The organism is Variovorax sp. LjRoot175 (genome assembly GCF_964253805.1).
Lineage (GTDB): Bacteria > Pseudomonadota > Gammaproteobacteria > Burkholderiales > Burkholderiaceae_C > Variovorax.
Genome location: NZ_CAXURY020000001.1, coordinates 3,516,333 through 3,539,731 on the forward strand (window position 1 = coordinate 3,516,333; position 23,399 = coordinate 3,539,731).

Here is a 23,399-nt window from a genome sequence, read left to right on the forward strand (position 1 = left end):
GGGCCGCCCCAAGATGCGAGAGCCCCCTCGGGGGGCAGCGAGCACACGCCAGTGCCGAGCGTGGGGGCCACATGACCATTGCCATGCACTGGCACGACTGGCTGGCCCTTTTCGGCCAGTACCTGCTGCTCTCGCTGCTCTCGATCAGCGGCGCCATCACCACCGTGCCCGACATGCACCGTTACCTGGTCGCGCAGCACGGCTGGCTCAGCGACGCGCAGTTCAGCTCCTCGGTCGCGATCGCGCAGGCCGCGCCGGGGCCCAACGTGCTCTTCGTGGCGCTGATGGGGTGGAACGTGGGCCTCAATGCCGGCGGCGGCATCGGCGCCGGCCCGCAGGCCTGGGGGCTCGGCCTGCTCGGACTCGCGATCACGATGGTCGGCATCATGCTGCCGAGCACCACGCTGACCTACGTCGCGACGCGCTGGGGCCATCGCAACCGCACGCGGCGCGAGGTGCGCGCCTTCAAGCAGGGCATGGCGCCGGTGGTGGTGGGCCTGCTGATCGCGACCGGCTGGGTGCTCGCCGCCGGTAACCATGGCGGCGGTGCGCCCGCCTGGCACCTCTGGCTGCTGACCGGCGTGGCAGCATTTATCGTCTGGCGCACCCGCATCCATCTGCTCTGGCTGCTCGGTGCCGGGGCGCTGCTGGGCGCGCTGGGCTTCGTCTGAGTCTTCAAGGAAAGCATCCCATGCAACTTCGCCCCCTCGGCCGCTCCGGCCTCCAGGTCTCGCCGCTCGCCTTCGGCGGCAACGTCTTCGGCTGGACCGTCGACGAGGCGCTCTCTTTCCGGCTGCTCGATGCTTGGCTCGACGCCGGCTTCAACTTCGTCGACACCGCCGACGTCTACTCGAGCTGGGTGCCGGGCCACAGCGGCGGCGAATCGGAAACCATCATCGGCAAGTGGCTGCGCCAGACCGGCAAGCGCAACCGCGTGGTGCTCGCGACCAAGGTCGGCAAGCCGATGGGCGAAGGCAAGAAGGGGCTTTCGCCGGCCTACATCCGCGAGGCGGTCGATGCGTCGCTCAAGCGCCTCAAGACCGACCACATCGACCTCTACCAGTCGCACGACGACGATGCCGAGACGCCGCTGGCCGACACGCTCGGCGCCTTCGCCGACCTGATCAAGGCCGGCAAGGTGCGCGCCATCGGCGCCTCGAACTACAGCGCGCCGCGGCTGGCGGACGCGCTCGACGTCGCCGAGCGCGAAGGCCTACCGCGCTACGAGAGCCTGCAGCCGCTCTACAACCTCTACGACCGCGCCGTGTTCGAGGACGCGCTGGAACCACTGTGCCTCGAACGCGGCGTCGGCGTGATCAACTTCTACGCGCTCGCGGCCGGCTTCCTCACGGGCAAGTACCGCAGCGAGGCCGACGCCGCCAAGAGCGCGCGCGGCGCGAACACCACGAAGAAGTACCTCAACCCGCGCGGCCTGCGCATCCTGGCCGCGCTCGATGCGGCGGCCAAGGCACATGGCGCGACGCCGGGCCAGGTCGCGATCGCCTGGCAGATCGCGCGCCCCTCCATCACGGCACCCATCGCGAGCGCCACTTCGCAGAAGCAGCTCGACGAGTTGGTGGCCGCGGCCGGCCTTGCGCTCGATGCCGAAACCATCGCCGCGCTCGACGCCGCGAGCGCCGAGACCACGGCGCGGTAGGCACCCTCCCACACGCATTGGCGGCACCAGCCGCCGTGCCTGGCCGATTCCCCGGACACACTGGCTCGATCCAAACATCGGAGAGAGAACCATGTCCTTTGCGCTCTACCTGATCGGTTTTCTGATCTTCCTGGCCGGCGTGGCCTGGGGCGCCTCGGTGGCCGGCGTGCCGACGCTCTACATCGGCATCGGCGCGCTCATCCTGCTCGGCATCGGCATCTTCACCGCCGTGGGGCGCACGCGCAGCAAGGATCCTTCCTGAGCTTTTTTTAGCGCTGCCCCGCTCTTGAAATCCGCGCGGGCCGGTCCTACTTCTTGACCGGAAGCGCCGGAGGCGTCTCCGGCGCTCCGTTTGTCTCTTCAGCCAAATGGAGGTTTCGCCATGTATCGATCCCTGTTCCCACGCGATCTGTTCGCCGAGATGGATCGCCTGCAACGCGAAATGCAGCAGGCCTTCGATCTGTCTCCGAGCATCCGAGGTTTGGGCCGCGGCGGTTTCCCGGCCCTGAACGTCGGCGGCACGCCGCAAACGGTAGAAATCTACGCCTTCGCCCCCGGCATTGATCCGGCCACGCTCGAGGTCCAGCTCGACCGTGGCTTGCTGACCATTGCCGGCGAGCGCAAGTCGTTGCTGCCGGAAGACGACTCGCCTTCCACCGTGCACATCCACGAGCGTTTTGCGGGCAGCTTCCGCCGCGTTCTCACGCTGCCGGAAGACGCAGACCCCGACGCCGTCGACGCCAAGTACCGCGACGGCATCTTGCACATCACGATCCAGCGGCGCGCTTCCGCGCAGCCCCGTCGCATCGCCATCCAATGAAAGGAGCACTTGCCATGAACGAGCTTGACACCCTCGCCCGCAAGGACAAGGCGGGCTACGGCGAGGCGGCGCTCACGCCGCCGGTGGACGTGGTGGAGGACAGCACCGGCATCACGCTCTATGCCGATCTGCCCGGCGTCTCCAAGGACAAGCTGCGGCTCCAGGTGGAGTCCGACACGCTCACCATCGACGCCGAGTCGGACCTGGCCGTCCCCGAAGGCCTGCAATCGAGCCACGCCGAGGTCGGCCTCGCGCGCTTCCACCGCGTCTTCACGCTGAGCAAGGAGCTCGACACCGAGAGGGTCTCGGCCGAGCTGGCCAACGGCGTACTGACGCTGCGCATCCCCAAGGTGGAACAGGCGCAGCCGCGGCGCATCGACGTCAAGGTAGCCTGAGCGCTCGGACCGCCCCCGGCGGTCAAAGTGCAAAGTAGGCCCATGCGGAAGGTTTAAGCTTCCGCATGGATCAATTCGGCCATCGGAACAAAAAGACCTTGAGCGAGGAAATCATGAATGAAGACGGCGAAGTCAAACGCTTCGTCTATGCGGACTGGGAGATTCGCGTCTGCCTGAGTGCCCTGGGGGTCGATGGTCAGACGGCCGGACATGCCGATCTGTGGCGAGAAGGAGCCCACCTGTGCCGCGTTGCGCTGTCGGGCCGCTTTGAGGACGATGCGCAGGCCTGCGACGCCTTGGAACGCAAGGCCAGGGATTGGGTCGACGACTGGAGTTCCCGCGACCACACCGGCAACACCGGCTTCGTCAGCCTTTAGGGCCTGAACGGGCCCCTAAGCCGCGAGGCTGCGCTGCCGCATCGCTTCGTAGAGGCACACCCCGCTCGCGACCGAGACATTGAGGCTCTCTACCGCACCGGCCATCGGAATGCTCACCAGCTCGTCGCAGGTCTTGCGCGTGAGCTGCCGCATGCCCTCGCCCTCGGCGCCCAGCACAAGCGCGAGCGGGCGCCTCAGGTCGCTCTGGTAGAGCGTGCCCGGCGCGTCGTCGCTGGTGCCGACACACCAGATGTTGCGTTCCTTGAGTTCGCCCAGCGTGCGCGCGAGGTTGGTCACCATGAAGTACGGCACCGTCTCGGCCGCGCCGCTCGCCACCTTGGCCACGGTGGCGTTGATGCCGGCCGCATGGTCCTTGGGGGCGATCACCGCCTGCGCGCCCGCGCCGTCGGCCACCCGCAGGCAGGCACCCAGGTTGTGCGGGTCGGTGACGCCGTCGAGCACCAGCAGCAAGGGCACGGTGCCGGCCGCCTCGAGGCCTTCGAGCAATTCGTCGAGCGAATGGGTCTGCGGGATCGGCTCCACGCGCGCAGCCACGCCCTGGTGGCCGTGGCTGCCGCTGAGCTTGGCCAGGCGCAGGCCGTCGGCCTCGACCAGCCGCACGCCGGCCTCCTGGGCCCGGGCGACGAACTGCCGCATGCGCGCATCGCGCCGGCTGGCATCGAACAGCACCTCGATCACCGATTTGGGCGCGGTCTTGATGCGCACGCCCACGGCATGGAAGCCGAAGATCACTTTGGGGGAAGACATGTGGGGATTATCGAGCCGGGTTCAGACCCCGTTTTCGTCCCCGGGGACCACGCGCCCGGCCTCGATCGTGATGCGGCGCTCGCACTGCGCGGCGATGCCGCGGTCGTGCGTCACGAGCACGAGCGTGGTGCCGAGCTCGCGGTTGAGGTCGAACATCAGCCGCATCACCTGCTCGCCGGTCGCGAAGTCGAGGCTGCCGGTGGGCTCGTCGGCCAGGAGCAGCGCCGGCTGCACGACGAAGGCGCGGGCCAGCGCCACGCGCTGCTGCTCGCCGCCCGAAAGCACCTTGGGATAGTGGCCCAGGCGCTGGCCGAGGCCGACGCGGCCGAGCATCTCGGTGGCGGCCTTGCGTGCGTCGCGGCGGTCGGCCAGTTCGAGCGGCAGCATCACGTTCTCGAGCGCGCTCAGGTTGCCGAGCAGCTGGAAGCTCTGGAACACGAAGCCGACCTTGCGGGCGCGCAGCGCGGCGCGCTCGTCCTCGTCGATCGCGAACAGGTCTTCGCCCGCGAGCCTCACCGTGCCGCGGGTGGGTGTGTCGAGGCCGGCGACGATCGACAGCAGCGTGCTCTTGCCCGAGCCCGAAGCGCCGACGATGGCGGCCGTCTCCCGGGCGCCCAGCGTGAAGTCGATGTCCTGCAGAATGTCCAGCGTGCCGGCGGAGTCGGTGACAGACTTGAAAACATGTTCGACGGCAACAATTGCTTCGGATCGGGTACTGGACATTGAAAGGTTTCGCGTGGTGAATCGACGTCACTTTATCTTGACCGGTGCGCTCGCCGGCAGTGCGGGGTCATGGCTCCATGCCCAGGCCCAGCCCGCGGCCGGCAGGAAGCCCGTGATTCTCGTCGTCGGCGACTCGCTTTCCGCCGAATACGGCCTCAAGCGCGGCGAGGGCTGGGTCCCGCTGCTGGAGAAGCGGCTGGCCGAACAGAAGATCGCCGCGACCGTGATCAATGCCAGCATCAGCGGCGACACCACGGCCGGCGGCCGCGCCCGGCTGGCGGGCCTGCTCGCGCAGCACAAGCCGACGCACATGGTGCTGGAGCTGGGCGCCAACGACGCGCTGCGCGGCCTGCCGCTCGCCAGCACCGAAGACAACCTGACGCAGATGACCAAGGCGGCGCAGGCCGCCGGCGCGCAGGTGCTGATCGTCGGCATCCAGGTGCCTCCCAACTACGGCCGTGACTACACGCGGCGCTTCGAAGCGGTCTTCACCAAGGTGGCGGGCAGCACCAAGGCTGCGCTCGTGCCTTTTCTGCTGAAGGGCGTGGCGGACGGCCCCGACGCGGCGGGCCTGTTCCAGGCCGACCGCATCCATCCGACGGCCGCGGCCCAGCCGCGCATGCTGGACAACGTGTGGCCGGCGTTGCGCAAGCTGCTCGCCGGCATGTGACCTGAAAAGGAAAAAGCCGCCGCAGGCCCTGCCCGCGGCGGCTTTTTCGTGGGTACCGTGAATCCGGGTCGAACGGATCAGCCGTTCTTGGTCGGCAGATTCGGGATGGTGGGCGGATCGTGCTCCAGCGAGGCCACATCGGTTTCCGGATCGCCCTGGGCCAGGCCTTCGCTGCTCGGGCTGAGCTTGCGGGCGGCCTTTTCCCGCAGCTTGTCTTCCTTCTTCTTTTTCTTGGCCAACTCCTTCTGGCGCTTCTCGTAGCCGTAATTGGGTGTTGCCACTGCTTCTCCTTGAGGCGAGGCAGTCACGATGACTGCACGTGTCCGACTGTACGCGATAACCGGCGCGCCTCAGAGGGCCGCGAGGGCCTGTTCGAGGTCGGCGCGCAGGTCGTCCACGTCCTCCAGCCCGACTGAAAAGCGCACCAGCGTGCCCTTGTGCGGCCAGCGCGCAACGCTGGCATCGCGCATGAGGCCGATGTCGTAGGGCACGACCAGGCTGATCGGCCCGCCCCAGGAATAACCAAGCCGAAAAAGTTTCAGGCTGTCACAGAAACGATCGACCTGCTCGGCGCTGTAGCGGGCATCGAACACCACCGAGAACAGGCCGGCCGCGAGGTCGCTCGCGCCGCACAGCCGCAGCCAGTGCGCATGGCCCGGCGAGCCCTCGAGCGCCGGATGCAGCACCTGCGCGATCTCTGCACGGCCGTCGAGCCACATGGCGAGTTCGCGCGCGCTGCGGTCGTGCGCCTGGTAGCGCAGCGCGATGCTCGGCAGCGAACGCAGCAGCGTCTCGACATCGCCGACGCCGATGCCCAAGCCCATGCGCATGTGGCTCAACTTGAGCGCGCGGTGCAGCCGCTCGTCGCGGGTGATGACGCTGCCCATCAGCACGTCGCCGCCGCCGCTGGGGTACTTGGTGAGCGCCTGGACCGAGATGTCGACGCCCTGCCCGCTGCCGTTGAAATCGAAGGGCGCAAAGGCGAGACCGGCGCCCCAGGTGTTGTCGAGCGCCGTGATCACGCCGCGCGCGCGGCAGGCGCCCACGAGCGCCGGCAGGTCCGGGAATTCCATCGTGACCGAACCCGCGGCCTCGACCCAGACCAGCCTGGTGCGATCCGACAGCTTGGCCGCGAGGTCGGCCGGATTCATCGCGTCATACAGCCTGTGGGTGATGCCGAAGTTGGCCAGCTCGCCGTTACACAGCGCCTTGTTCGGGCCGTAGGCGTTGTCGGGGATCAGCACCTCGTCGCCGGTCTTCAGGAAGGCAAAGGCCACCAGCGCGATGGCTGCCAGCCCGCTGGGCGCGAGCAGGCATTCGGTGCCGCCTTCCAGCGTGGCGAGCCGCTCCTCGAGCGTGAAGGTGGTCGGCGTGCCGTGCAGCCCGTAGGTGTAGCCGGCCTTGGTCTTCCAGTCGCGCGCGCGCATCGCCGCGACGTCGGCGAAGAACACGGTGGAAGCCTTGAACACGCCGGGCAGGGGCGCGGCGAATTTCGCGGGCGGGGTGTAGGGATGGTGGATCAGGTCGGTGATGGGCTTTCGCATGCCGCCATGCTAGTCGACGCGAAAAGCCGGGTGCCGGACAATGGCCCGATGCTGCTGACGCGCGCTCCCGCCTCCTGGCTGCGGCCTTACGTCCGATCGATGTGGGCGATGGTGCCTGCCGCCACGGTGTCGAACACGCCGCTGCGCGAACACGTGCTGCCGACCGGCGACATGCACCTGGTCTTCCGGCTCTCCGGCCCGCCGCTGCGGCTGTTCGCCGATGCCGAGGACCGCACTGGTTACACGGTGGGCTATGCGATCGTGGGCGGCGCGCGTTCGGCCTTCTACGCGCGCGACGTGTCGGGCGCCACGCATTCTGTGGGTGCGCAGCTGCGGCCCGGCGCGGCCCGCGCGCTGTTCGGCCTGCCCGCTCATGAACTGGCGCCACACGCCGCTCGATGCGCTCTGGGGCACAGCGGCCGCGCATGCCCTCGAACGCATTCATGCGGCCGACGCCCTCGAAGCGCAACTGGAAGTCTTCGAGGCCCTGCTGACCGAGCGCCTGCGGTCCCGCCCGCAAGCCATGCACCCCGCCATCGCGCAGGCCCTGGCCCGGCTCGGCGGCGGCGCGCCCATCGGCGAACTGGTAGCAGCCAGCGGCTACAGCCACCGGCATTTCATCTCGCTGTTCCGGGACGCTGCCGGGCTCCCGCCCAAGCGCCTGGAACGGGTGCTGCGCTTCCAGCGCGTGATGGCCGCATGGACCGGCGCGCACACCCTGCCCTGGGTCGACCTCGCCCTGCAGGCCGGCTACAGTGACCAGCCCCATTTCAACCGCGACTTCCTTGAGATCACCGGCATGACGCCGCAGGCCTATGCCCGAGCCGCGCCCGCTTCGCCGAATCACGTGCGCGCCTGAAGTCAATTTCCTTCAAGACGGATAGCGTGCGGCATGCGCAGAATCGCGACCAGACCCCACAGGAGACTCCGATGGCCACCCACGAACTGTTTGCCTACCTCTGCGTGAACGACACCGCGGCGGCGATCGCTTACTACGGCGAGGTGTTCGGCGCGCGCGAGAAGTTCAGGCTGACCGAGCCCGGCGGCCGCATCGGCCATGCCGAGCTCGACTTCGACGGCGCGACGCTGATGCTCAGCGACGAGTTTCCGGAGTACGGCATCCTTGGCGCCAAGGCGATCGGCGCCACCGCCGTCACCATCCACCTGCACGTGGACGATGCAGACGCCGTGATCGAGCGCGCGCTGAAGGCCGGCGCCACGCTCGAGATCCCGATACAGGACCAGTTCTACGGCGAGCGCTCCGGCTCGTTCCGCGATCCCTTCGGACATCGCTGGAACGTCGGCCACAGCATCGAGGAGGTGTCGACCGACGAGATGCAGCGGCGCTACACCGCGATGCTGAAAGCGGACTGAGCCCTTAGACGGACCACTTCTCCAGCAGCTTCCCGGCGCCCATGGAGTCATAGCCTTCGAAAGGCTGATGGATCCATGGGTTGGTCTGCAGGAACTCGACCGAATAGTCCGGCGTGAAGGTCGACAAGGCCTTGGTCCAGATCACGGCGCTGCGCAGCTCGGTGATCGGCGGGTACTTGGTCCTGAGCATGTCCACCACGGCATGCAGCGTGTAGCCCGAGTCGGCGAGGTCGTCGACCAAGAGCACCTTGCCGGCGATCTCGCCCTTGGGCGTGGTGATGTAGCGCGCGATGTCCAGGTGGCCCTGGATCGTGCCGGCATCGGCGCGGTAGGAGCTGGTGGACATGATCGCCAGCGGCTTGTCGAAGATGCGCGACAGCACATCGCCCGGCCGCATGCCGCCGCGCGCCAGGCACAGGATGGTGTCGAACTCCCAGCCGGACTGGTGCACCTTGATCGCGAGCTTCTCGATCAGGTTGTGGTACTCGTCGTAGCTCACGTAAAGGTGTTTGCCGTCTTCGGTCAACATGCGCTCTTCTCCATCATTGCTTCGGTAGGGGTCTCGATGTCTTCGCGGGAAACACCGCGGAACCGGCTTTGCCGGCCCGCTGGTGTTGCCCCCTGCAAGGGGGTTGGCGGAGCGACACGAAGTGCGCGCAGCCTGGGGGTGTGCGTCATTCAGTCGGCGAGATAGGGGTGGCGCATCATGATCGTGTGATCGCGGTCCGGGCTGGTCGACACCATGTGGATCGGCACGCCCGTGACCTGCTCGATGCGCTGCAGGTAGAGCCTCGCGTTGACCGGCAGCTTGTCGTACTGGGTGATACCCACCGTGCTCTCGCTCCAACCCTCGAGCTTCTCGTAGACCGGCGTGCAGCGCTCGATTTCGTCGGCGCCCATCGGCAGGATGTCGGTGTACTCGCCGTCGAGCTGGTAGCCGGTGCACAGCTGCAACTCCTCGAGGCCGTCGAGCACGTCGAGCTTGGTGATGCACAGGCCGCTCAGGCCGTTGACCTGCGCCGAGCGCTTGAGCAGCGCCGCGTCGAACCAGCCGCAGCGGCGGCTTCGGCCGGTGGTCACGCCCTTCTCGGCGCCGACCGTGCTCAGGTGGTAGCCGACGGTGCCCGGCGTCGCCCAGTCGAGCTCGGTCGGGAAGGGCCCGCCGCCGACGCGCGTGCAGTAGGCCTTGGTGATCCCGAGCACGTAGTGCAGCATGCCCGGACCGACGCCCGAGCCGGCGGCCGCATTGCCCGCCACGCAGTTGCTGGAGGTCACATAGGGATAGGTGCCGTGGTCGACGTCGAGCAAGGTGCCCTGCGCGCCTTCGAACAGCAGGTTGGCGCCGGCGCGGTGCGCGTCGTTGAGCTCGCGCGAGACGTCGGCCATCATGGGCTTGAGCAGCTCGGCATGGCGCATCGCCTCGTCGTAGACGGCATCGAACTCGATCGCGGGCGCGCTCAGCACTTGCGTCAGCACGTGGTTGTGCAGCTCGAGCAGCACGCGCAGCTTGGCGGCGAAGCGCTCGGGATGCTTCAGGTCCTGCACGCGCAGCGCGCGGCGCGCGATCTTGTCCTCGTAGGCCGGGCCGATGCCGCGGCCGGTGGTGCCGATCTTCTCGACGCCGCCCTTCTCGCGGTAGGTCTCGCGCGCGATGTCGAGCGCCGCATGGAAAGGCAGGATCAGCGGGCAGGCTTCGCTGATGCGCAGGCGCGATCGCACCTCGACGCCGGCCTTTTCCAGCCCTTCGATCTCCTCGAACAGCTTGGCCGCCGAGAGCACCACGCCGTTGCCGATGTAGCACTTGACGCCGGGGCGCATGATGCCGCTCGGGATCAGGTGCAGCGCGGTCTTGACGCCGTTGATGACCAGCGTGTGGCCCGCGTTGTGGCCGCCCTGGAAGCGCACGACGCCCTGCGCGCTCTCGGTCAGCCAGTCGACCAGTTTGCCCTTGCCCTCGTCGCCCCATTGGGTGCCGACGACGACCACGTTTCGTCCGGTGGTAACGCTCATGATGTTCCGCTTAAGAAGATTCAGATGGCTTGCACGCGCCACTGCCCGTCGCGCTCGACGAGCTCGCGGTCGCAGTGGAATTCGTCGATTTCGCTTTCGTGGCCGGGCAGCACGCAGACCACGGTCTCGCCCTGGCTGCGCAGTTCGGCGATGGTCTTGCCGAGGCCCGCGGCATCGCTCCAGGGCGCGCGGATCGCGGCCCGCAGCGGCCGCGCCGGCAGCACGCCGACCAGCTCGCGCACGTCGAGGCTGAAGCCGACCGCCGGGCGGTTGCGGCCGAACACGGCGCCCACCTCGTCGTAGCGGCCGCCGCGCACCAGCGCGTCGCTGGCGCCGTCGGTGTAGATGCCGAAGCGCATGCCGCTGTAGTAGGCGTAGCCGCGCAGGTCGGCCAGGTCAAAGCTGACGCGGGCGCCGTCGAGCCGGCTCGCCAGCTGCTTCAGGTCCGACAGCGCTGCGCGCACGCCGGCCGAGGCCGGGAGCACGCGATCTGCCTCGTCGAGTACCGAGGCATCGCCGTAGAGCTGCACGAGCGCGAGCAGACCTTCGCGCGACGCTGCGGGAAAGCCCTCCGTGAGTTCGCGCAGGGTGCTCGTGTCCTTGGCCGCCAGTGCCGCATGCACGCGCGCGATGGCCGCCGCATCGACCGGCACGCCGGCGAACAGCGCGCGCACGATGCGCGCATCGGCCAGGTCGACGATGACCGGGCCCTGCACGCCGGCTGCGTGCAGGCAATCGAGCCCGAGGCGCAGGACCTCGGTATCGGCTTCGAGCCCCGCATGGCCGTAGATCTCGGCGCCGAACTGGAGCGGCTCGCGCGTCGCGTGCGGGCGGTCGGGCCGGGTGTGCACCACCGGGCCGCAGTAGCAGAGCCGCGCCACGCCGCGGCGGTTGAGCAGGTGCGCGTCGATGCGCGCGACCTGCGGCGTGGTGTCGGCGCGCAGGCCCATGCTGCGCCCGGACAGCTGGTCGACCAGCTTGAAGGTCTGCAGGTCGAGCGCCTCTCCGGTGCCGGAAAGAAGGGATTCCAGGTGCTCCAGCAGAGGCGGCATCACCAGCTCGTAGCCATAGCCACGGGCGGTATCGAGCAGCTGGCGTCGAAGTTCTTCGATGTGGCGCGCCTCGGAAGGCAGCACATCGGCAATGTGATCCGGGAGGACCCAGGCGGACATGGGGATCGGGGGCGTGGTTAAACCGGGATTCTACCGGCCCCGGGTCACCCCAGAATCCAGAGCAGGAAGAGGCCCAGCAGGATGCTGCACAGGCCGAAAAAGCGCAGCTGCCCGTCGCGCAGCTGCAAGAGCTGGCTGAAGCCGCGCCGCCAGCTGCCCGGCGAAAAGAAGGGCAGGAGGCCTTCGATCACCAGCACGAGCGCCAGTGCGCTCCAGAAGGTTTCTGCGCTCACGCCTGGGTCGCCGCCGGGCCGCCCCAAGGCGGCCGAGCCTCCCCCTCGGGGGGTGGCGAAGCACACGAAGTGGCAAGCCGGGGGGCAGTCACGGTTATCGACGAGGAGCAGCCGCGGCCGCGCCCGACCCCTGCATCGCGCGGAAGAAGTCCGACGAAGGGTCCAGCACCATCACGTCGCTCTTCTTGTTGAAGCTCTGCTTGTAGGCGTCGAGGCTGCGATAGAACTGTGCGAACTGCGGATCGCGGCCGAAGGCGCCGGCGTAGGCAGATGCCGCGCTGGCATCGCCCTCGCCCTTGATCTTCTGCGCGTCGCGGTACGCATTGGCCACGATCACCTCGCGCTGGCGGTCGGCATCGGCACGGATCTTTTCGCCTTCAGCGAAGCCGGTCGAGCGCAGCTCGTTGGCCACGCGCTTGCGCTCGGCCTCCATGCGGCGGTAGACCGATTCGGTGATCGCCTCGACGTAGTCGACCCGCGTGATCCGCACGTCGATGATGTCCACGCCCCAGGGCTTGGCGCCCTTCACCACGGCCAGCACTTCGCGCTGGACGTCGGCCATCAGGGCCTCGCGGCGCACCGAGATCAGGTCGCGCACGGTGCGCTTGTTGACGTTTTCCTGGAAGGCGTTGCGCACCACGCGGTTGAGCTGCATGGCGCCAGCGTTCTCGTCCAGGCCGACATTGCGGATGTACTCCGACGGGTTGGTGATGCGCCAGCGCACGTACCAGTCGACCACCACGCGCTGCTTCTCCGCCGTGAGCATGGGCTCGGGGTCGAGGCTGGACAGCGTGAGCAGGCGCTTGTCGATGTACGACACGTTCTGGAACGGCGGCGGCAGCTTGAAGTTCAGGCCCGGCTCGGTGATCACTTCCTTGATCTGACCAAGGGCGTAGACGATGCCGAACTGGCGCTGGTCGACCACGAAGAGCGTGGAGCTCAGGAGCGCGAGCACCACGAGGATCGACGATGCGATGAATCCGATTCTGTTCATGAGTGTTTCCTCAGCGCACGTCGCGGTCACGCGAGCGGCCGTCGCGCGCACGCGCGTCGCCGGATGAAGGCGGTACGACCGGAATCACGGACGACTGCGGCGGCGCGGTGCCGGCGACGTTGGGACTGGCGCCGTCGACCGGAGTGCCGGCGGCGTTCTGGCCGCTCATCTGCACCAGCTTGTCGAGCGGCAGGTACAGCAGGTTCGTACCCTGCTTGGAGTCGACCAGCACCTTGGTGGTGCTGGCGTAGATCTGCTGCATGGCGTCGGTGTACATGCGGTCGCGGGTGACCTGCGGCGCCTTCTGGTATTCGGTCAGCACCGAAGCGAAGCGCTGCGCATCGCCCTGTGCCTGCGCGATGATCCGCGCCTTGTAGGCCTCGGATTCCTCCTTCAGGCGCGAAGCGGTACCGGTGGCACGCGGCACCACGTCGTTGGCATAGGCCTGCGCTTCGTTCTTGGTGCGTTCGCGTTCCTGCCCGGCTTTGAGCACGTCGTCGAAGGAGGCCTGCACCTGCTCCGGCGGGCGCACGCCGCCCTGCTGCAGGTTGATGCCGACGACCTCGACGCCGACCTTGTAGCGGTCCAGGATGGTCTGCATCAGGGCGCGCACGCGCGGCGCGATCTGGTCGCGTTCCTCGGCGAGGGCCGCGTCCATCTTCATCTTGCCGACCACTTCGCGCACCGCCGTTTCGGCGACCTGCACCACGGTGTCGGCCGGTGTCTTGCTCTCGTAGAGATAGGCGCGCGCATCGCTCAGGCGGTACTGCACGGCGAACTTGATCTCGACGATGTTCTCGTCTTCGGTCAGCATGGCCGATTCGCGCAGGCCGGTGGAACGCACGATGGTGTCGCGCCCCACGTCGGTGGAGCGGATCTGGGTCACGACCACGAGCTCGTGGCGCTGGATCGGATAAGGCAGCCGCCAGTTGAAGCCGGCGCCCACGGTTGCCTTGTAGCGGCCGAACTGCGTGATCACGGCCTGCTGGCCTTCGTTGACGATGAAGAAGCCGGTGCCCAGCCAGATCAGAACCGCGACCGCGGCGACCAGGCCCAGGCCGACGCCCGCGTTCTTCATGTCGGGCTTGAGGCCACCGCCGTTGCCGCCGTTCGGGCGCCCGCCGTTGCCATTGCCGCGGCCGCCGAACAGGCCGCCGAGCTTGCGGTTGAAGTCGCGCCAGAGTTCGTCGAGGTCCGGCGGCCCCTGGTTCGGGCCCTGGCCGCGCGGGCGATTGTTGTTGCCGGGCGGAGGCGTCGGCTCGTCGTCGGGGCGGTTCGCATTCGGACGGTCGCCGTTCGAGGAGGGCTCATCGCCCCGGCCCCATCGTCCGTCGTTCAGGTTGAACATGCCCTGAAATCGTCTCCACACTGGCTTTGCATTCATTCGGTTCTGTTCTCTCGTCAGTGAGGGGGGATTGTGCCAATCAGTTGGCGGCATCGTGCAATTCGGTGTCGTACTCTGGGGTCATGGCCTCGTTCATCGACTGCGACCGTTGCGCGAGTTCGGCGCGGAGCGCCGGAACCCCCTCGCCGGTGTGGGCGCTCAGGAAGACGCGAAGCATCTGCACGCCATCGACGTCGATCTCGTCGCGCAGATGCAGGGGGTGTTGCGTACTTTCAAGTGCATCGAGCTTGTTGAACACCAGGAGCTGCGGCACCGTGTCGGCGCCGATTTCCTTGAGCACTGCCTGCACCTCGGCCATCTGCTCGGGATGGTGGGGGTTGGAAGCGTCCACCACATGCAGCAGCAAGTCAGCATCGACCGCCTCCTGCAAGGTGGCCTTGAAGGCATCGATCAGGCCGTGAGGCAGCTCGCGAATGAAACCCACGGTGTCGGAGATCGACACCTTGCGGCGAGCATCGCCCAGGTACAGGTGCCGCGTGGTGGTATCCAGCGTCGCGAACAGCTGGTCGGCCGCATAGGCGCGCGCCTTCACCAGCGCATTGAACAGCGAGGACTTGCCGGCGTTGGTGTAGCCGACCAGCGAGATGTTGAAGGTGTCGCGCCGCTCGCGCTGGCGGCGCTGGGTGCCACGCTGGCGATGCACCTTGGCGAGCCGTTCGCGCGTGCGCTTGATGGACTCGCCGATCATCCGGCGGTCGAGTTCGATCTGCGTTTCGCCCGGGCCGCCGCGCGTGCCGATGCCGCCGCGCTGGCGCTCCAGGTGAGACCAGCGCCGCACCAGCCGCGTGCTGAGGTACTGCAGCCGCGCCAGTTCGACCTGCAACTTGCCCTCGTGCGAACGTGCGCGCTGGGCGAAGATTTCGAGGATCAGGAAAGTGCGGTCGTACACCGCCACCCCGAGCTGGCGCTCGAGGTTGCGTTGCTGCGCCGGGCTCAGCGCCTGGTCGAAGACCACTTCGCTCGCGCGATGCAGATCGGCCAGCTCGCGGATTTCGTCGGCCTTGCCGCTACCGACGAACAGCGCCGCATCGGGCGCCTTGCGTTTGCACACCAGGCGCGCGACCGGCTCGAGGCCTGCGGTCTGCGCGAGCAGGCCAAGTTCCTCGAGTTCGCCGTCGAAATGGGGCAACCCGAAATCGACACCGACGAGTACGACGGCGCCCTCTTTCCGGGAAATCAGTTCAGACAAGCGGAATCAAATAGGAAGAAAGCGCGGCGGGCGAGCCGCCGCGCTCCGTGCCGATCAGGCGGCTGCTTCGTCGTTCTCGGCAGCCGAGAAGTTGACGGCCCGACCCGGCACGATGGTGGAGATGGCGTGCTTGTAGACCATCTGGGTCACCGTATTGCGAAGCAACACGACGTACTGGTCAAACGACTCGATCTGACCTTGCAGCTTGATGCCGTTGACCAGATAAATCGAAACCGGCACGTGCTCGCGACGCAAGGTGTTCAGGAAGGGGTCTTGTAGGAGTTGCCCTTTATTGCTCACGATATTCTCCGTGTTCAAGAGTAGTTGTTGGAACCGGTCACCTTAACACAGCACTTCCGCACTGCAGCACGAAACCCGAATAGCCTTCGAAAAATAACGGCACCTAAAAGCGGGAACTTCGGGCGCCGGCATCGCTCAACGGTGGTCAATGGAGGCCAAGCGCCCCATCCGGGGGCACGGGGCCTTCAGCCCTCCTTGTCCGCGTACGGATTGTGCGAGGTCTTGAGCTCGATGCGCAAGGGCGTACCGACAAGGTCGAATTCCTTGCGGAAGCGCCCCTCGAGAAAGCGCTTGTAGGCGTCGGTGACGTGTTCCAGCGAGTTGCCGTGGATGACGATCACCGGCGGGTTCATGCCGCCCTGGTGGGCGTAGCGCAGCTTGGGCCGGAACATGCCGGACTTCTTGGGCGCCTGGAACTGCACCGCCTCCATCAGCAGCCGCGTGAGCACCGGCGTGGACATCTTGCGGGTGGCCGACTTGTGAGCCTGGGCGATGGCCTGCCAGACCGGCCCCAGCCCCTGGCGCTTGATGGCGGAAATGAAGTGCAGCGCGGCGAACTTGAGGAAGGGCAGCCGGGTCTCGATCTGGCGCTGGATCTGCTCGCGCTGGTAGCTATCGATCGCGTCCCACTTGTTGATCGCGATCACCACCGCGCGCCCGCTTTCGAGGATGTAGCCCGCGATATGGGCGTCCTGATCGGTCACGCCCTGCGTGGCGTCGAGCAGCAGCAGGACCACGTTGGCCGATTCGATCGCCTGCAGGGTCTTGACCACCGAGAACTTCTCGATCGCCTCGAACACCCTGCCCTTGCGGCGCAGCCCCGCGGTGTCGATCAGCTCGAAACGCTGGCCGTTGCGCTCGAAGGGCACGGCGATCGCGTCGCGCGTGGTGCCGGGCAGGTCGAAGGCGACCAGGCGCTCCTCGCCGAGCCAGGTGTTGATCAGGGTCGACTTGCCGACGTTGGGGCGGCCCGCGACCGCCAGCTTGATCGGCTTGTTGTTGGCCTCTTCCTCTTCGGCCTCCTCGTCGGGATCGGGCAGCCCGAGCGGCTCGAGCGCGAGTTCGACCAGGCTGCGGATGCCTTGCCCGTGCGCCGCCGAGATGCCGTGCACCTCGCCGAAGCCGAGTTCGTAGAAGTCGACCAGCTTCGCGCCATCCTGCATGCCTTCGGCCTTGTTGGCCACCAGCACGCAGGGCTTGCCCAGCCGCCGCAGTTCATTGGCGATGTCGTGGTCCTGCGCCGAGATTCCCTCGCGCGCATCGACCACGAAGATCACCACGTCGGCCTCGGCCACGGCCTGGCGCGTCTGCTTGGCCATCTCCTTGAAGATGCCGCTGCCCGCGTCGGGCTCGAAGCCGCCGGTGTCGATCACGATGAATTCGTGCTTGCCCTGGCGGCCGTTGCCGTAGTGGCGATCGCGCGTGAGGCCTGCGAAGTCGGCGACGATGGCGTCGCGCGTCTGGGTGAGGCGATTGAACAGCGTCGACTTGCCGACGTTGGGACGCCCGACCAGCGCAATGACCGGTTTCATGGTCGGGCTCTCGATCGATTATTCAGGCCGATAGCCGAACACGCCGCCATTGCGGGTGACGACCACGACCGTGTTGCCGGAAAGCACCGGCGTCGCGGCGATGGCCGAGCCATCGGGGGTGAGGCGGTTCAGCGGCGCGCCGTCCTCGCGCGAGATCAGATGCACGAGGCCGGTGCTGTCGCCGATGATCAGCGAGCGGCCGACCGCGAGCGGCGCGGTCAGGGTGCGGTACTTGAAACTCTCGATCTGCCAGGCGCGCTCGCCGTCGGCGCGGCGCCAGGCCACCACATTGCCGTTTTCCTCGGTGCCGTAGACGAAGCGGTCGTCGCCGCTCACGCCGTCCGCGCCCGTGGCGGGCTTGCTCCAGAGCAGCGCGCCGCGCGAGGTGTCCACACAGCCGACGCTCGCATAGTAGGCGCGCGCGCAGACGACATCGCCGACACGGCTCACGCTGCCGGTCAGGTCGACCAGGCGCTCGACGTCGTTCGTGCCGCGCGGTGCGGCGATCGGCGATTCCCAGCGCGAAATGCCGTTGGCCGGATTGATGCCGGCGAGCCGGCCGCCGATACCGCTCACCAGGGTGTCGCCCACGGCGATCAGCACCCCGGGCCTCTTCAGCACCAGGTTTTCGGCGGTACGCTGCTGTGCCCAAAGGCGACGACCGCTCTGGCCATCCCAGGCGCTGGTGCTGCGGTCGGCAGCCTGCACGAAGACGCGACGGCCGGCCACCAGCGGCGCGGTGTACGCCTGGGCCGTGAGCCGCTGCTTCCACAGCACCTTGCCGCTTTGCATGGCGACCAAGTCATTGTTGGCGGTGACGACGGCAACCAGCGATCCATCGCTGCCCACGCCGGCCACCAGCGGCGCACCGGCACTGGCACGCCACGATTCCTGCCCCGAACGCGCATCGATCATGACCACTGTGCCGTCGGTGGCGGCCACCGCCACCATGTCGCCGCTCACGTTGGTCGCCAGCGGGAAGCTCACCGCCGGAATGCGCACGCTCCAGGCCTGCCGAACGCCCAGGAGTGCCGGGTTGGCCGACAGTTCCGCGGGCTTGGGCTTGGGCGTGCCCGAGCAGGCCGCGAGCGCGGCGACCACGACCGCGGCCGCACCAGCGCGCAGGATGAATGCAGGAGTCACGAAACGCTTGAAATTCATGGTGTGGTCTTGGCAGGGGTGGCGGTGCCGGCAGCGGCCGGTGCCAGGCTCTTCGGGTCGACGCCGACGGCGTTGAGCTTGATCTCGACCAGGCGGCGGTAGTCGGTGCCGGGCGCGAAGGCGGTCCAGGCCTTCTGGTACTCAGCCTTGGCCTCGTCGCGCTTGCCCTGCGCCAGGTGGATGTCGCCCTTGCGGTCGGCCACCAGCGCTTCGAACTCCTTGGGCACGTTGCCCGAAAGTTGTTTGAGCGCCTCGTCGTAGGACTTGGCTTCGAGCAGTTCGGCGGCCAGGCGCAGCTTGGCCACGGCCTGGTAGCCCGGATCGACGGCATGCTCGGCCACCCACGCGAGCGCTGTGCGCGAGGCGTTGGCATTGCCCTTCTCGTTCAAGGTCTTGGCCGCCAGCAGGCCGGCCTGCTGGGCGTAGGCGGTGCCGGCGAACTTCTCCTTCATGTCGGCCAGCGCGCGCTCGATGCGAGCCACGTCGCCCGCCTGCGCGCTGCGTTCGATCTCGTCATAGAGCACCGAAGCGCGCGCCGCCTTGTCGCGCTGGAAAAACTGCCAGCCGTTCCACGCCATGAAGGCGCCGGCCGACAGCAGCACGAACCAGGTGATCAGCGTGCCGTAGGTGTTCCAGAAATGCCGGAGCTGGTCGAGCTGTTCCTGTTCTTCGAGGTCGAGATGGGTTGCCATGCGCTGTCAGTTGTTGGGAGCCGGGGATTGTAGGGTGGCGGCCCAGGCGGGCAGCTCGGCCAGCGGGCGGGCAGTCTGCGCCCCGCTGCCGTCGCGCAGCGCCTTCACCGTGACCTCGCCGCGCGCGAGTTCGTCGGCGCCGAAGACCAGTGCGTGCGCGGCGCCGCTGGCGTCGGCCTTCTTGAACTGCGACTTGAAGCTGCCGAGGCCGTCGGCGGTGGCCGCGTGCATCTGCACGCGCACGCCGGCATCGCGCAGCTGCTGCAGCGTGCGCAGCGCGACCGGCATCGCCGCCGCATCCGGCACCACCGCGTAGGCATCGGGGGTCGAAACGGGAACCGCGGTCCCCTGCTCCTTCAGCAACTCGAGCACACGCTCCACGCCGATCGCCCAGCCCACCGCCGGCGCAGGCTTGCCGCCGAGCTGCTCGAACAGGCCGTCATAGCGCCCGCCAGCGCACACCGTACCCTGCGAGCCGAGCCGGTCGGTCACGAATTCGAAGACGCTGAGGTTGTAATAGTCGAGGCCGCGCACCAGGCGCGGGTTGATGGTGTAGGCGATGTCGTTGGCGTCGAGAATGGCCTTCAGCCCCTCGAAGTGCGCCAGCGACTCGGCGCCGAGAAAGTCGATCAGCTTCGGCGCCGACTCCACCACCGCCTTCATCGCCGGATTCTTGGTGTCTAGGATGCGCAGCGGATTGCTGTGCAGGCGGCGCCTGGCATCCTCGTCGAGCTGGTCGGCGTGCGCGTCGAAGTGCGCGATGAGCTGGGCACGGTGCTGGGCGCGCTCGGCCGGCTGGCCCAGGCTGTTGATTTCCAGGCGCACGTCGGTCAGGCCGATGGCCTTCCACAGCCCGCTGGCCAACAGGATCAGTTCGGCATCGACGTCCGGCCCGGCGAAACCCAGCGCCTCGACGTCGATCTGGTGGAACTGGCGGAAGCGCCCGCGCTGCGGCTTCTCGCGCCGGAACATCGGGCCGATGGCCCACAGGCGCTTGCCGCCGTCGTAGAGCATGTTGTGCTCGATCGCGGCGCGTACGATGCCGGCGGTGTTCTCGGGGCGCAGCGTCAGGTGGTCGTTGTCGCCGTACTTGTCCGAGCGGTCGTGAAAGGAGTACATCTCCTTCTCGACGATGTCCGTGACCTCGCCGATGCCGCGCACGAAGAGCGCCGTGTGCTCCAGGATCGGCGTGCGGACGTTGCGGTAGGCATAGCGCGCCATCAGCTCGCGCACGGTGGCCTCGAGCCACTCCCAGCGCGCCGATTCGGGCGGCAATATGTCGTTCATGCCTTTGACGGCATTGAGTTTTTCAGCCATTGCTTGTGTCAGGCGACTTCGGTGGCGTGGCCGCCGAAACGCTTCTCGATGTAGTTTTCGACCAGTTGATGGAACTCGGCGGCGATGTTCTCGCCGCGCAGCGTGAGCGCCTTCTCGCCGTCGATGAAAACCGGCGCCGCGGGCGCTTCGCCGGTGCCGGGCAGGCTGATGCCGATGTCGGCATGCTTGCTCTCGCCCGGGCCGTTGACGATGCAGCCCATCACGGCCACCTTCATCGTCTCGACGCCCGGGTACTTGGTGCGCCAGACCGGCATCTGCATGCGCAGGTAGTCGTCGATCTCTTTGGCGAGTTCCTGGAAGGTGGTGCTGGTCGTGCGGCCGCAGCCCGGACAGGCGGTGACGCTCGGCACGAACACCCGCAGGCCCAGGGCCTGCAGGATCTCGTTGGCGATCAGCACCTCCTGCGTGCGCGATTCGCCCGGCTGCGGCGTCAGCGAAACGCGGATCGTGTCGCCGATGCCTTCCTGCAGCAGGATCGACAGCGCCGTGGCCGAAGCCACCGTGCCCTTGGTGCCCATGCCCGCTTCGGTCAGGCCCAGGTGCAGCGCGTAGTCGCAGCGCTTGGCGAGTTCGCGGTAGACCGAGACCAGATCCTGCACGCCGCTGACCTTGCAGCTCAGGATGACCTGGCTGCCGTTCATGCCCATCGATTCGGCGAGCTGCGCGGAATCGATCGCCGAAGTCACCAAGGCCTCGTACATCACCTGCTTCGCGTCCCACGGCTCTGGGCGCTGGCTGTTGATGTCCATCAGGCTGGACAGCAGTTCCTGGTCGAGGCTGCCCCAGTTGACGCCGATGCGCACCGGCTTGTTCCAGCGCATGGCCGCATCGATCATCTGGCCGAACTGGCGGTCGTGCTTGTCGCCCTTGCCGACGTTGCCGGGGTTGATGCGGTACTTGCTGAGCGCCTCGGCACAGGCCGGATAGTCGGTGAGCAGGCGGTGGCCGTTGTAATGAAAGTCGCCGATCAGCGGCACGTCGACGCCCATGCGATCGAGCTGTTCGCGGATGTAGGGCACCTGCGCCGCCGCTTCCGGCGTGTTGACGGTGATGCGCACCATCTCCGAGCCGGCCAGCGCCAGTTCCTTGACCTGGATCGCGGTGCCGATCGCGTCGACGGTGTCGGTATTGGTCATCGACTGCACGCGCACCGGCGCGTCGCCGCCCACGGTGACGGTGCGCGGCCCCCAGACCACGCTGGCCTGGCGCGAACGGCGCGGCCGCGGCGCAGCGGACTCGATCGGCAGGCAGCTCAGGGGGCTCGACGTGTCGTCGTTCATGGCTTGACCTCGAAACGCGCGACGCCGCCCGAACGCGTCAGGGGCGCCAGGTCCAAAGGCTTGCCGCGCACTTGCACCTCGATACCCGAGGCACGACCGACGACCACCGACAGGGGTGGCGCGCCCGTCACCCCGACGGTCTCGCCGGCCTGCACCGTGCGCCGCAGCAAGGACTTGCCGTTGGCTTCGTTCACCGTGACCCACGAGTCTTCGCGCGCGACGAAGACGATCAGGCTGGCACCGGCCACGGCAGGCGCTGCTGCCGCCGTCTGGGCCGCAGGTGCCGCCGGAGCCGCTGCCGGCGGGATGATGGGCGCTGCAGGAGCCGGAGCGGCAGCGACTGGTGCCGCGGGTGGTACCGCCTCGACGACCGTGCCGCTGACCACTGCCGACCGTTCCGTCGACGGCGACGCCTCGATGTTGTTGCTGGCGGCCGTCAGGCGAGAGATCGACTCGCCGATCCGATCGAAGACCGACTGCGGCAGCCAGAACAGCACCGCGGCGCCGATCAGCAGCAGCAGGACCACGATCAGCAGCGCGCGCGACGGTTGCCCGTTCGAACCGCCGACGCCGCCCGAGCGCGGCGCGGCCGAGCGCAGGCTCTTGCTGATGGTGCGGTCGGCCTCCGCCAGGCCCGCGGGCTGCGCGCCGGGCAGCTTCGCCAGCACAGGTGCCGGGTCGATCCGCAGCGCCCGGCACACGCTCGCGGCCAGGGCACGCGCGAACACTGGATCGGGCAAGGCGTCGATGTCGTCGGCCTCCAGTGCCGCCAGCTTCTGCGTCGACACCTTGAGCGCGGCCGCCACCATGTCGATGTGCAGACCGTGGGCCTCGCGCGCCTCGCGCAGCATGTCGCCGGCCGTCATGAAGGTGCTGTCGCCGCTCACCAGCGGCACCGCGGCCGAAGCCCCGAATTCGCTGGCCTTCTCAATCATTGAAATTCCCGCGCTCGTACGCAATCGCCTCCCGCGACTGGGGGAAGCGCCGCTGCAACTGGCTCGCGAGTTGCGCGATCGCTTCACGGTTGTTGAGCCGGCGTTCGATCTTGATGCCGAGCCAGAGCGTCTCGGCATTGGCCGACGGACTGTTGTTGACGCGGCGGATGTAGAACTGCGCGCGCGACCAGTCCTCGCGCTGCGCGAGCAGCGAGGCCAGATTGAAGCCGACCACCGGGTTGCCGGCATCGAGTTCGTAGGCCTGCGTCAGGCTGCGCTCTGCCTCGCCACGCTGGCCGGCGCGGAGCTGGCACACGCCCTGCGTCATGAGCGTCTTGGAACGGTCGCCGTAGGTGGGGATGGCCAACGCAGCCGAGAACTGCTGCTGCGCGTCGCCGAAGCGGTTCTGCTGGCACAGCAGCCATCCGTAGTTGTGCAAGGTGTTCGCCTCGCGCGGGTTCAGCGCGATCGCGCGGCGGAAGCTGTCTTCGGCCTGAGGCGCATCGTCGAGACGCATGTAGACCAGGCCGCGCAGGTTGTAGGCATCGGCGAAGGTCGGATCGTTGGCCAGGGCCTGCTTGATCTCGTCCAGCGCCACGGTGGTCTGCCCCTGCTCGAAGTAGCCGATGGCCAGTTCGACGCGCAGCCGGGCGCGCTTGCGGGCGTTGGTTTCGTCCGAGTCCGTGATGATGGGTGCGGCATTGCTGCTGCCCGAGCCCGGCGCGGAAGGGTCCTTGGTGGCGCAGCCGGCGAGCAGGAACGCGGCCGCAAGGCCGCAGAGCGCTTGCATCACTCGCTGGTGCACGATCGGAAAGGCCTGGCTCATCGGT

General features: G+C 67.8%; 28 protein-coding genes and 1 pseudogene. 10 read left to right on the forward strand and 19 right to left on the reverse strand.

Features of this window, described 5'->3' with window-relative positions; all coding sequences use genetic code 11:
• Positions 1 to 71 precede the first annotated feature (71 nt).
• From ACSQ89_RS17440 to ACSQ89_RS17465, 6 genes are all read left to right on the forward strand, one after another.
• On the forward strand, positions 72 to 671 hold the full coding sequence (locus ACSQ89_RS17440) for a chromate transporter (RefSeq protein ID WP_436292760.1): 600 nt from the start codon (positions 72 to 74) through the stop codon (positions 669 to 671).
• Positions 672 to 691: 20 nt separating this feature from the next.
• Complete coding sequence (locus ACSQ89_RS17445; protein ID WP_436292759.1) at positions 692 to 1,657, forward strand: aldo/keto reductase; 966 nt, start codon at positions 692 to 694, stop codon at positions 1,655 to 1,657.
• Between the two features lie 91 nt (positions 1,658 to 1,748).
• Positions 1,749 to 1,919, forward strand: coding sequence for a SoxR reducing system RseC family protein (locus ACSQ89_RS17450; protein WP_139191699.1), 171 nt, complete (start codon positions 1,749 to 1,751; stop codon positions 1,917 to 1,919).
• A 120-nt stretch (positions 1,920 to 2,039) separates the two neighbouring features.
• Complete coding sequence (locus tag ACSQ89_RS17455) at positions 2,040 to 2,477, forward strand: Hsp20/alpha crystallin family protein (protein WP_093108051.1); 438 nt, start codon at positions 2,040 to 2,042, stop codon at positions 2,475 to 2,477.
• A 14-nt stretch (positions 2,478 to 2,491) separates the two neighbouring features.
• On the forward strand, positions 2,492 to 2,872 hold the full coding sequence (locus ACSQ89_RS17460) for an Hsp20/alpha crystallin family protein (protein ID WP_436292758.1): 381 nt from the start codon (positions 2,492 to 2,494) through the stop codon (positions 2,870 to 2,872).
• 65 nt (positions 2,873 to 2,937) lie between these two features.
• Positions 2,938 to 3,249, forward strand: coding sequence for a hypothetical protein (locus tag ACSQ89_RS17465; protein WP_436292757.1), 312 nt, complete (start codon positions 2,938 to 2,940; stop codon positions 3,247 to 3,249).
• 15 nt (positions 3,250 to 3,264) lie between these two features.
• Here the strand turns inward: ACSQ89_RS17465 and rlmB are convergent, their stop codons facing one another.
• On the reverse strand, positions 3,265 to 4,017 hold the full coding sequence (gene rlmB / locus ACSQ89_RS17470) for a 23S rRNA (guanosine(2251)-2'-O)-methyltransferase RlmB (protein ID WP_436292756.1): 753 nt from the start codon (positions 4,015 to 4,017) through the stop codon (positions 3,265 to 3,267).
• A 21-nt stretch (positions 4,018 to 4,038) separates the two neighbouring features.
• Complete coding sequence (locus ACSQ89_RS17475) at positions 4,039 to 4,740, reverse strand: ABC transporter ATP-binding protein (RefSeq protein WP_093108059.1); 702 nt, start codon at positions 4,738 to 4,740, stop codon at positions 4,039 to 4,041.
• A 16-nt stretch (positions 4,741 to 4,756) separates the two neighbouring features.
• Here ACSQ89_RS17475 and ACSQ89_RS17480 point away from each other — a divergent pair, with 16 nt between their 5' ends.
• Positions 4,757 to 5,410, forward strand: coding sequence for an arylesterase (locus tag ACSQ89_RS17480; protein ID WP_436292755.1), 654 nt, complete (start codon positions 4,757 to 4,759; stop codon positions 5,408 to 5,410).
• 77 nt (positions 5,411 to 5,487) lie between these two features.
• On the opposite strand, the gene ACSQ89_RS17485 is transcribed toward ACSQ89_RS17480, so the two are convergent.
• On the reverse strand, positions 5,488 to 5,691 hold the full coding sequence (locus tag ACSQ89_RS17485; protein WP_093108061.1) for a hypothetical protein: 204 nt from the start codon (positions 5,689 to 5,691) through the stop codon (positions 5,488 to 5,490).
• Positions 5,692 to 5,760: 69 nt separating this feature from the next.
• The gene (locus ACSQ89_RS17490) at positions 5,761 to 6,954 is read right to left on the reverse strand and encodes a PLP-dependent transferase (RefSeq protein ID WP_093108063.1); all 1,194 of its coding nucleotides are present in this window, start codon (positions 6,952 to 6,954) and stop codon (positions 5,761 to 5,763) included.
• Between the two features lie 108 nt (positions 6,955 to 7,062).
• On the opposite strand from ACSQ89_RS17490, the pseudogene ACSQ89_RS17495 reads away from it, so the two are divergent.
• The 3 genes and pseudogenes from ACSQ89_RS17495 to ACSQ89_RS17505 form a co-directional block, all read left to right on the forward strand.
• Positions 7,063 to 7,284 (forward strand): annotated as a pseudogene (locus ACSQ89_RS17495) (AraC family transcriptional regulator); the annotation flags it as partial.
• 43 nt (positions 7,285 to 7,327) lie between these two features.
• The gene (locus ACSQ89_RS17500; RefSeq protein WP_436292754.1) at positions 7,328 to 7,813 is read left to right on the forward strand and encodes a helix-turn-helix domain-containing protein; all 486 of its coding nucleotides are present in this window, start codon (positions 7,328 to 7,330) and stop codon (positions 7,811 to 7,813) included.
• A gap of 71 nt (positions 7,814 to 7,884) precedes the next feature.
• Positions 7,885 to 8,328, forward strand: a complete 444-nt coding sequence (locus tag ACSQ89_RS17505) for a VOC family protein (RefSeq protein ID WP_093108065.1) — start codon at positions 7,885 to 7,887, stop codon at positions 8,326 to 8,328.
• A 4-nt stretch (positions 8,329 to 8,332) separates the two neighbouring features.
• On the opposite strand, the gene ACSQ89_RS17510 is transcribed toward ACSQ89_RS17505, so the two are convergent.
• The 15 genes from ACSQ89_RS17510 to pilW form a co-directional block, all read right to left on the reverse strand.
• Positions 8,333 to 8,857, reverse strand: coding sequence for a phosphoribosyltransferase (locus ACSQ89_RS17510; RefSeq protein WP_093108067.1), 525 nt, complete (start codon positions 8,855 to 8,857; stop codon positions 8,333 to 8,335).
• A gap of 149 nt (positions 8,858 to 9,006) precedes the next feature.
• Positions 9,007 to 10,338: an adenylosuccinate synthase gene (locus tag ACSQ89_RS17515; RefSeq protein ID WP_436292753.1), complete on the reverse strand. Its 1,332-nt coding sequence runs from the start codon at positions 10,336 to 10,338 to the stop codon at positions 9,007 to 9,009.
• A 20-nt stretch (positions 10,339 to 10,358) separates the two neighbouring features.
• Complete coding sequence (locus ACSQ89_RS17520; RefSeq protein ID WP_436292752.1) at positions 10,359 to 11,510, reverse strand: ATP phosphoribosyltransferase regulatory subunit; 1,152 nt, start codon at positions 11,508 to 11,510, stop codon at positions 10,359 to 10,361.
• Positions 11,511 to 11,554: 44 nt separating this feature from the next.
• Positions 11,555 to 11,743: a DUF2065 domain-containing protein gene (locus tag ACSQ89_RS17525; RefSeq protein ID WP_093108272.1), complete on the reverse strand. Its 189-nt coding sequence runs from the start codon at positions 11,741 to 11,743 to the stop codon at positions 11,555 to 11,557.
• Between the two features lie 94 nt (positions 11,744 to 11,837).
• Positions 11,838 to 12,737, reverse strand: coding sequence for a protease modulator HflC (gene hflC, locus ACSQ89_RS17530; RefSeq protein ID WP_093108073.1), 900 nt, complete (start codon positions 12,735 to 12,737; stop codon positions 11,838 to 11,840).
• 10 nt (positions 12,738 to 12,747) lie between these two features.
• On the reverse strand, positions 12,748 to 14,085 hold the full coding sequence (gene hflK / locus ACSQ89_RS17535; protein ID WP_436292751.1) for an FtsH protease activity modulator HflK: 1,338 nt from the start codon (positions 14,083 to 14,085) through the stop codon (positions 12,748 to 12,750).
• A gap of 76 nt (positions 14,086 to 14,161) precedes the next feature.
• Positions 14,162 to 15,331, reverse strand: a complete 1,170-nt coding sequence (gene hflX / locus ACSQ89_RS17540; RefSeq protein WP_093108077.1) for a GTPase HflX — start codon at positions 15,329 to 15,331, stop codon at positions 14,162 to 14,164.
• A gap of 54 nt (positions 15,332 to 15,385) precedes the next feature.
• Positions 15,386 to 15,631 (reverse strand): RNA chaperone Hfq, encoded by a 246-nt coding sequence (gene hfq, locus ACSQ89_RS17545; protein ID WP_093108079.1) that lies wholly within the window; start codon positions 15,629 to 15,631, stop codon positions 15,386 to 15,388.
• A gap of 185 nt (positions 15,632 to 15,816) precedes the next feature.
• Positions 15,817 to 17,163, reverse strand: a complete 1,347-nt coding sequence (gene der, locus ACSQ89_RS17550) for a ribosome biogenesis GTPase Der (protein WP_093108081.1) — start codon at positions 17,161 to 17,163, stop codon at positions 15,817 to 15,819.
• An 18-nt stretch (positions 17,164 to 17,181) separates the two neighbouring features.
• A complete protein-coding gene (gene bamB, locus ACSQ89_RS17555) occupies positions 17,182 to 18,324 on the reverse strand; it encodes an outer membrane protein assembly factor BamB (protein ID WP_093108083.1) in 1,143 nt (380 codons plus the stop codon).
• A complete protein-coding gene (locus ACSQ89_RS17560) occupies positions 18,321 to 19,016 on the reverse strand; it encodes a YfgM family protein (RefSeq protein ID WP_093108085.1) in 696 nt (231 codons plus the stop codon). The genes bamB and ACSQ89_RS17560 overlap by 4 nt, the downstream gene beginning before the upstream one ends.
• A gap of 6 nt (positions 19,017 to 19,022) precedes the next feature.
• Positions 19,023 to 20,333: a histidine--tRNA ligase gene (gene hisS, locus ACSQ89_RS17565; protein WP_093108087.1), complete on the reverse strand. Its 1,311-nt coding sequence runs from the start codon at positions 20,331 to 20,333 to the stop codon at positions 19,023 to 19,025.
• An 8-nt stretch (positions 20,334 to 20,341) separates the two neighbouring features.
• Positions 20,342 to 21,634 carry a flavodoxin-dependent (E)-4-hydroxy-3-methylbut-2-enyl-diphosphate synthase gene (ispG, locus tag ACSQ89_RS17570; RefSeq protein ID WP_093108089.1) on the reverse strand — a complete coding sequence of 431 codons (1,293 nt, stop codon included), beginning with the start codon at positions 21,632 to 21,634 and terminating at the stop codon, positions 20,342 to 20,344.
• Entirely contained in the window at positions 21,631 to 22,569 is a 939-nt protein-coding gene (locus ACSQ89_RS17575) for a helix-turn-helix domain-containing protein (protein WP_436292750.1), read from the reverse strand. The genes ispG and ACSQ89_RS17575 overlap by 4 nt, the downstream gene beginning before the upstream one ends.
• On the reverse strand, positions 22,562 to 23,395 hold the full coding sequence (gene pilW, locus ACSQ89_RS17580) for a type IV pilus biogenesis/stability protein PilW (protein ID WP_436292749.1): 834 nt from the start codon (positions 23,393 to 23,395) through the stop codon (positions 22,562 to 22,564). The genes ACSQ89_RS17575 and pilW overlap by 8 nt, the downstream gene beginning before the upstream one ends.
• Between the last annotated feature and the right edge of the window lie 4 nt (positions 23,396 to 23,399).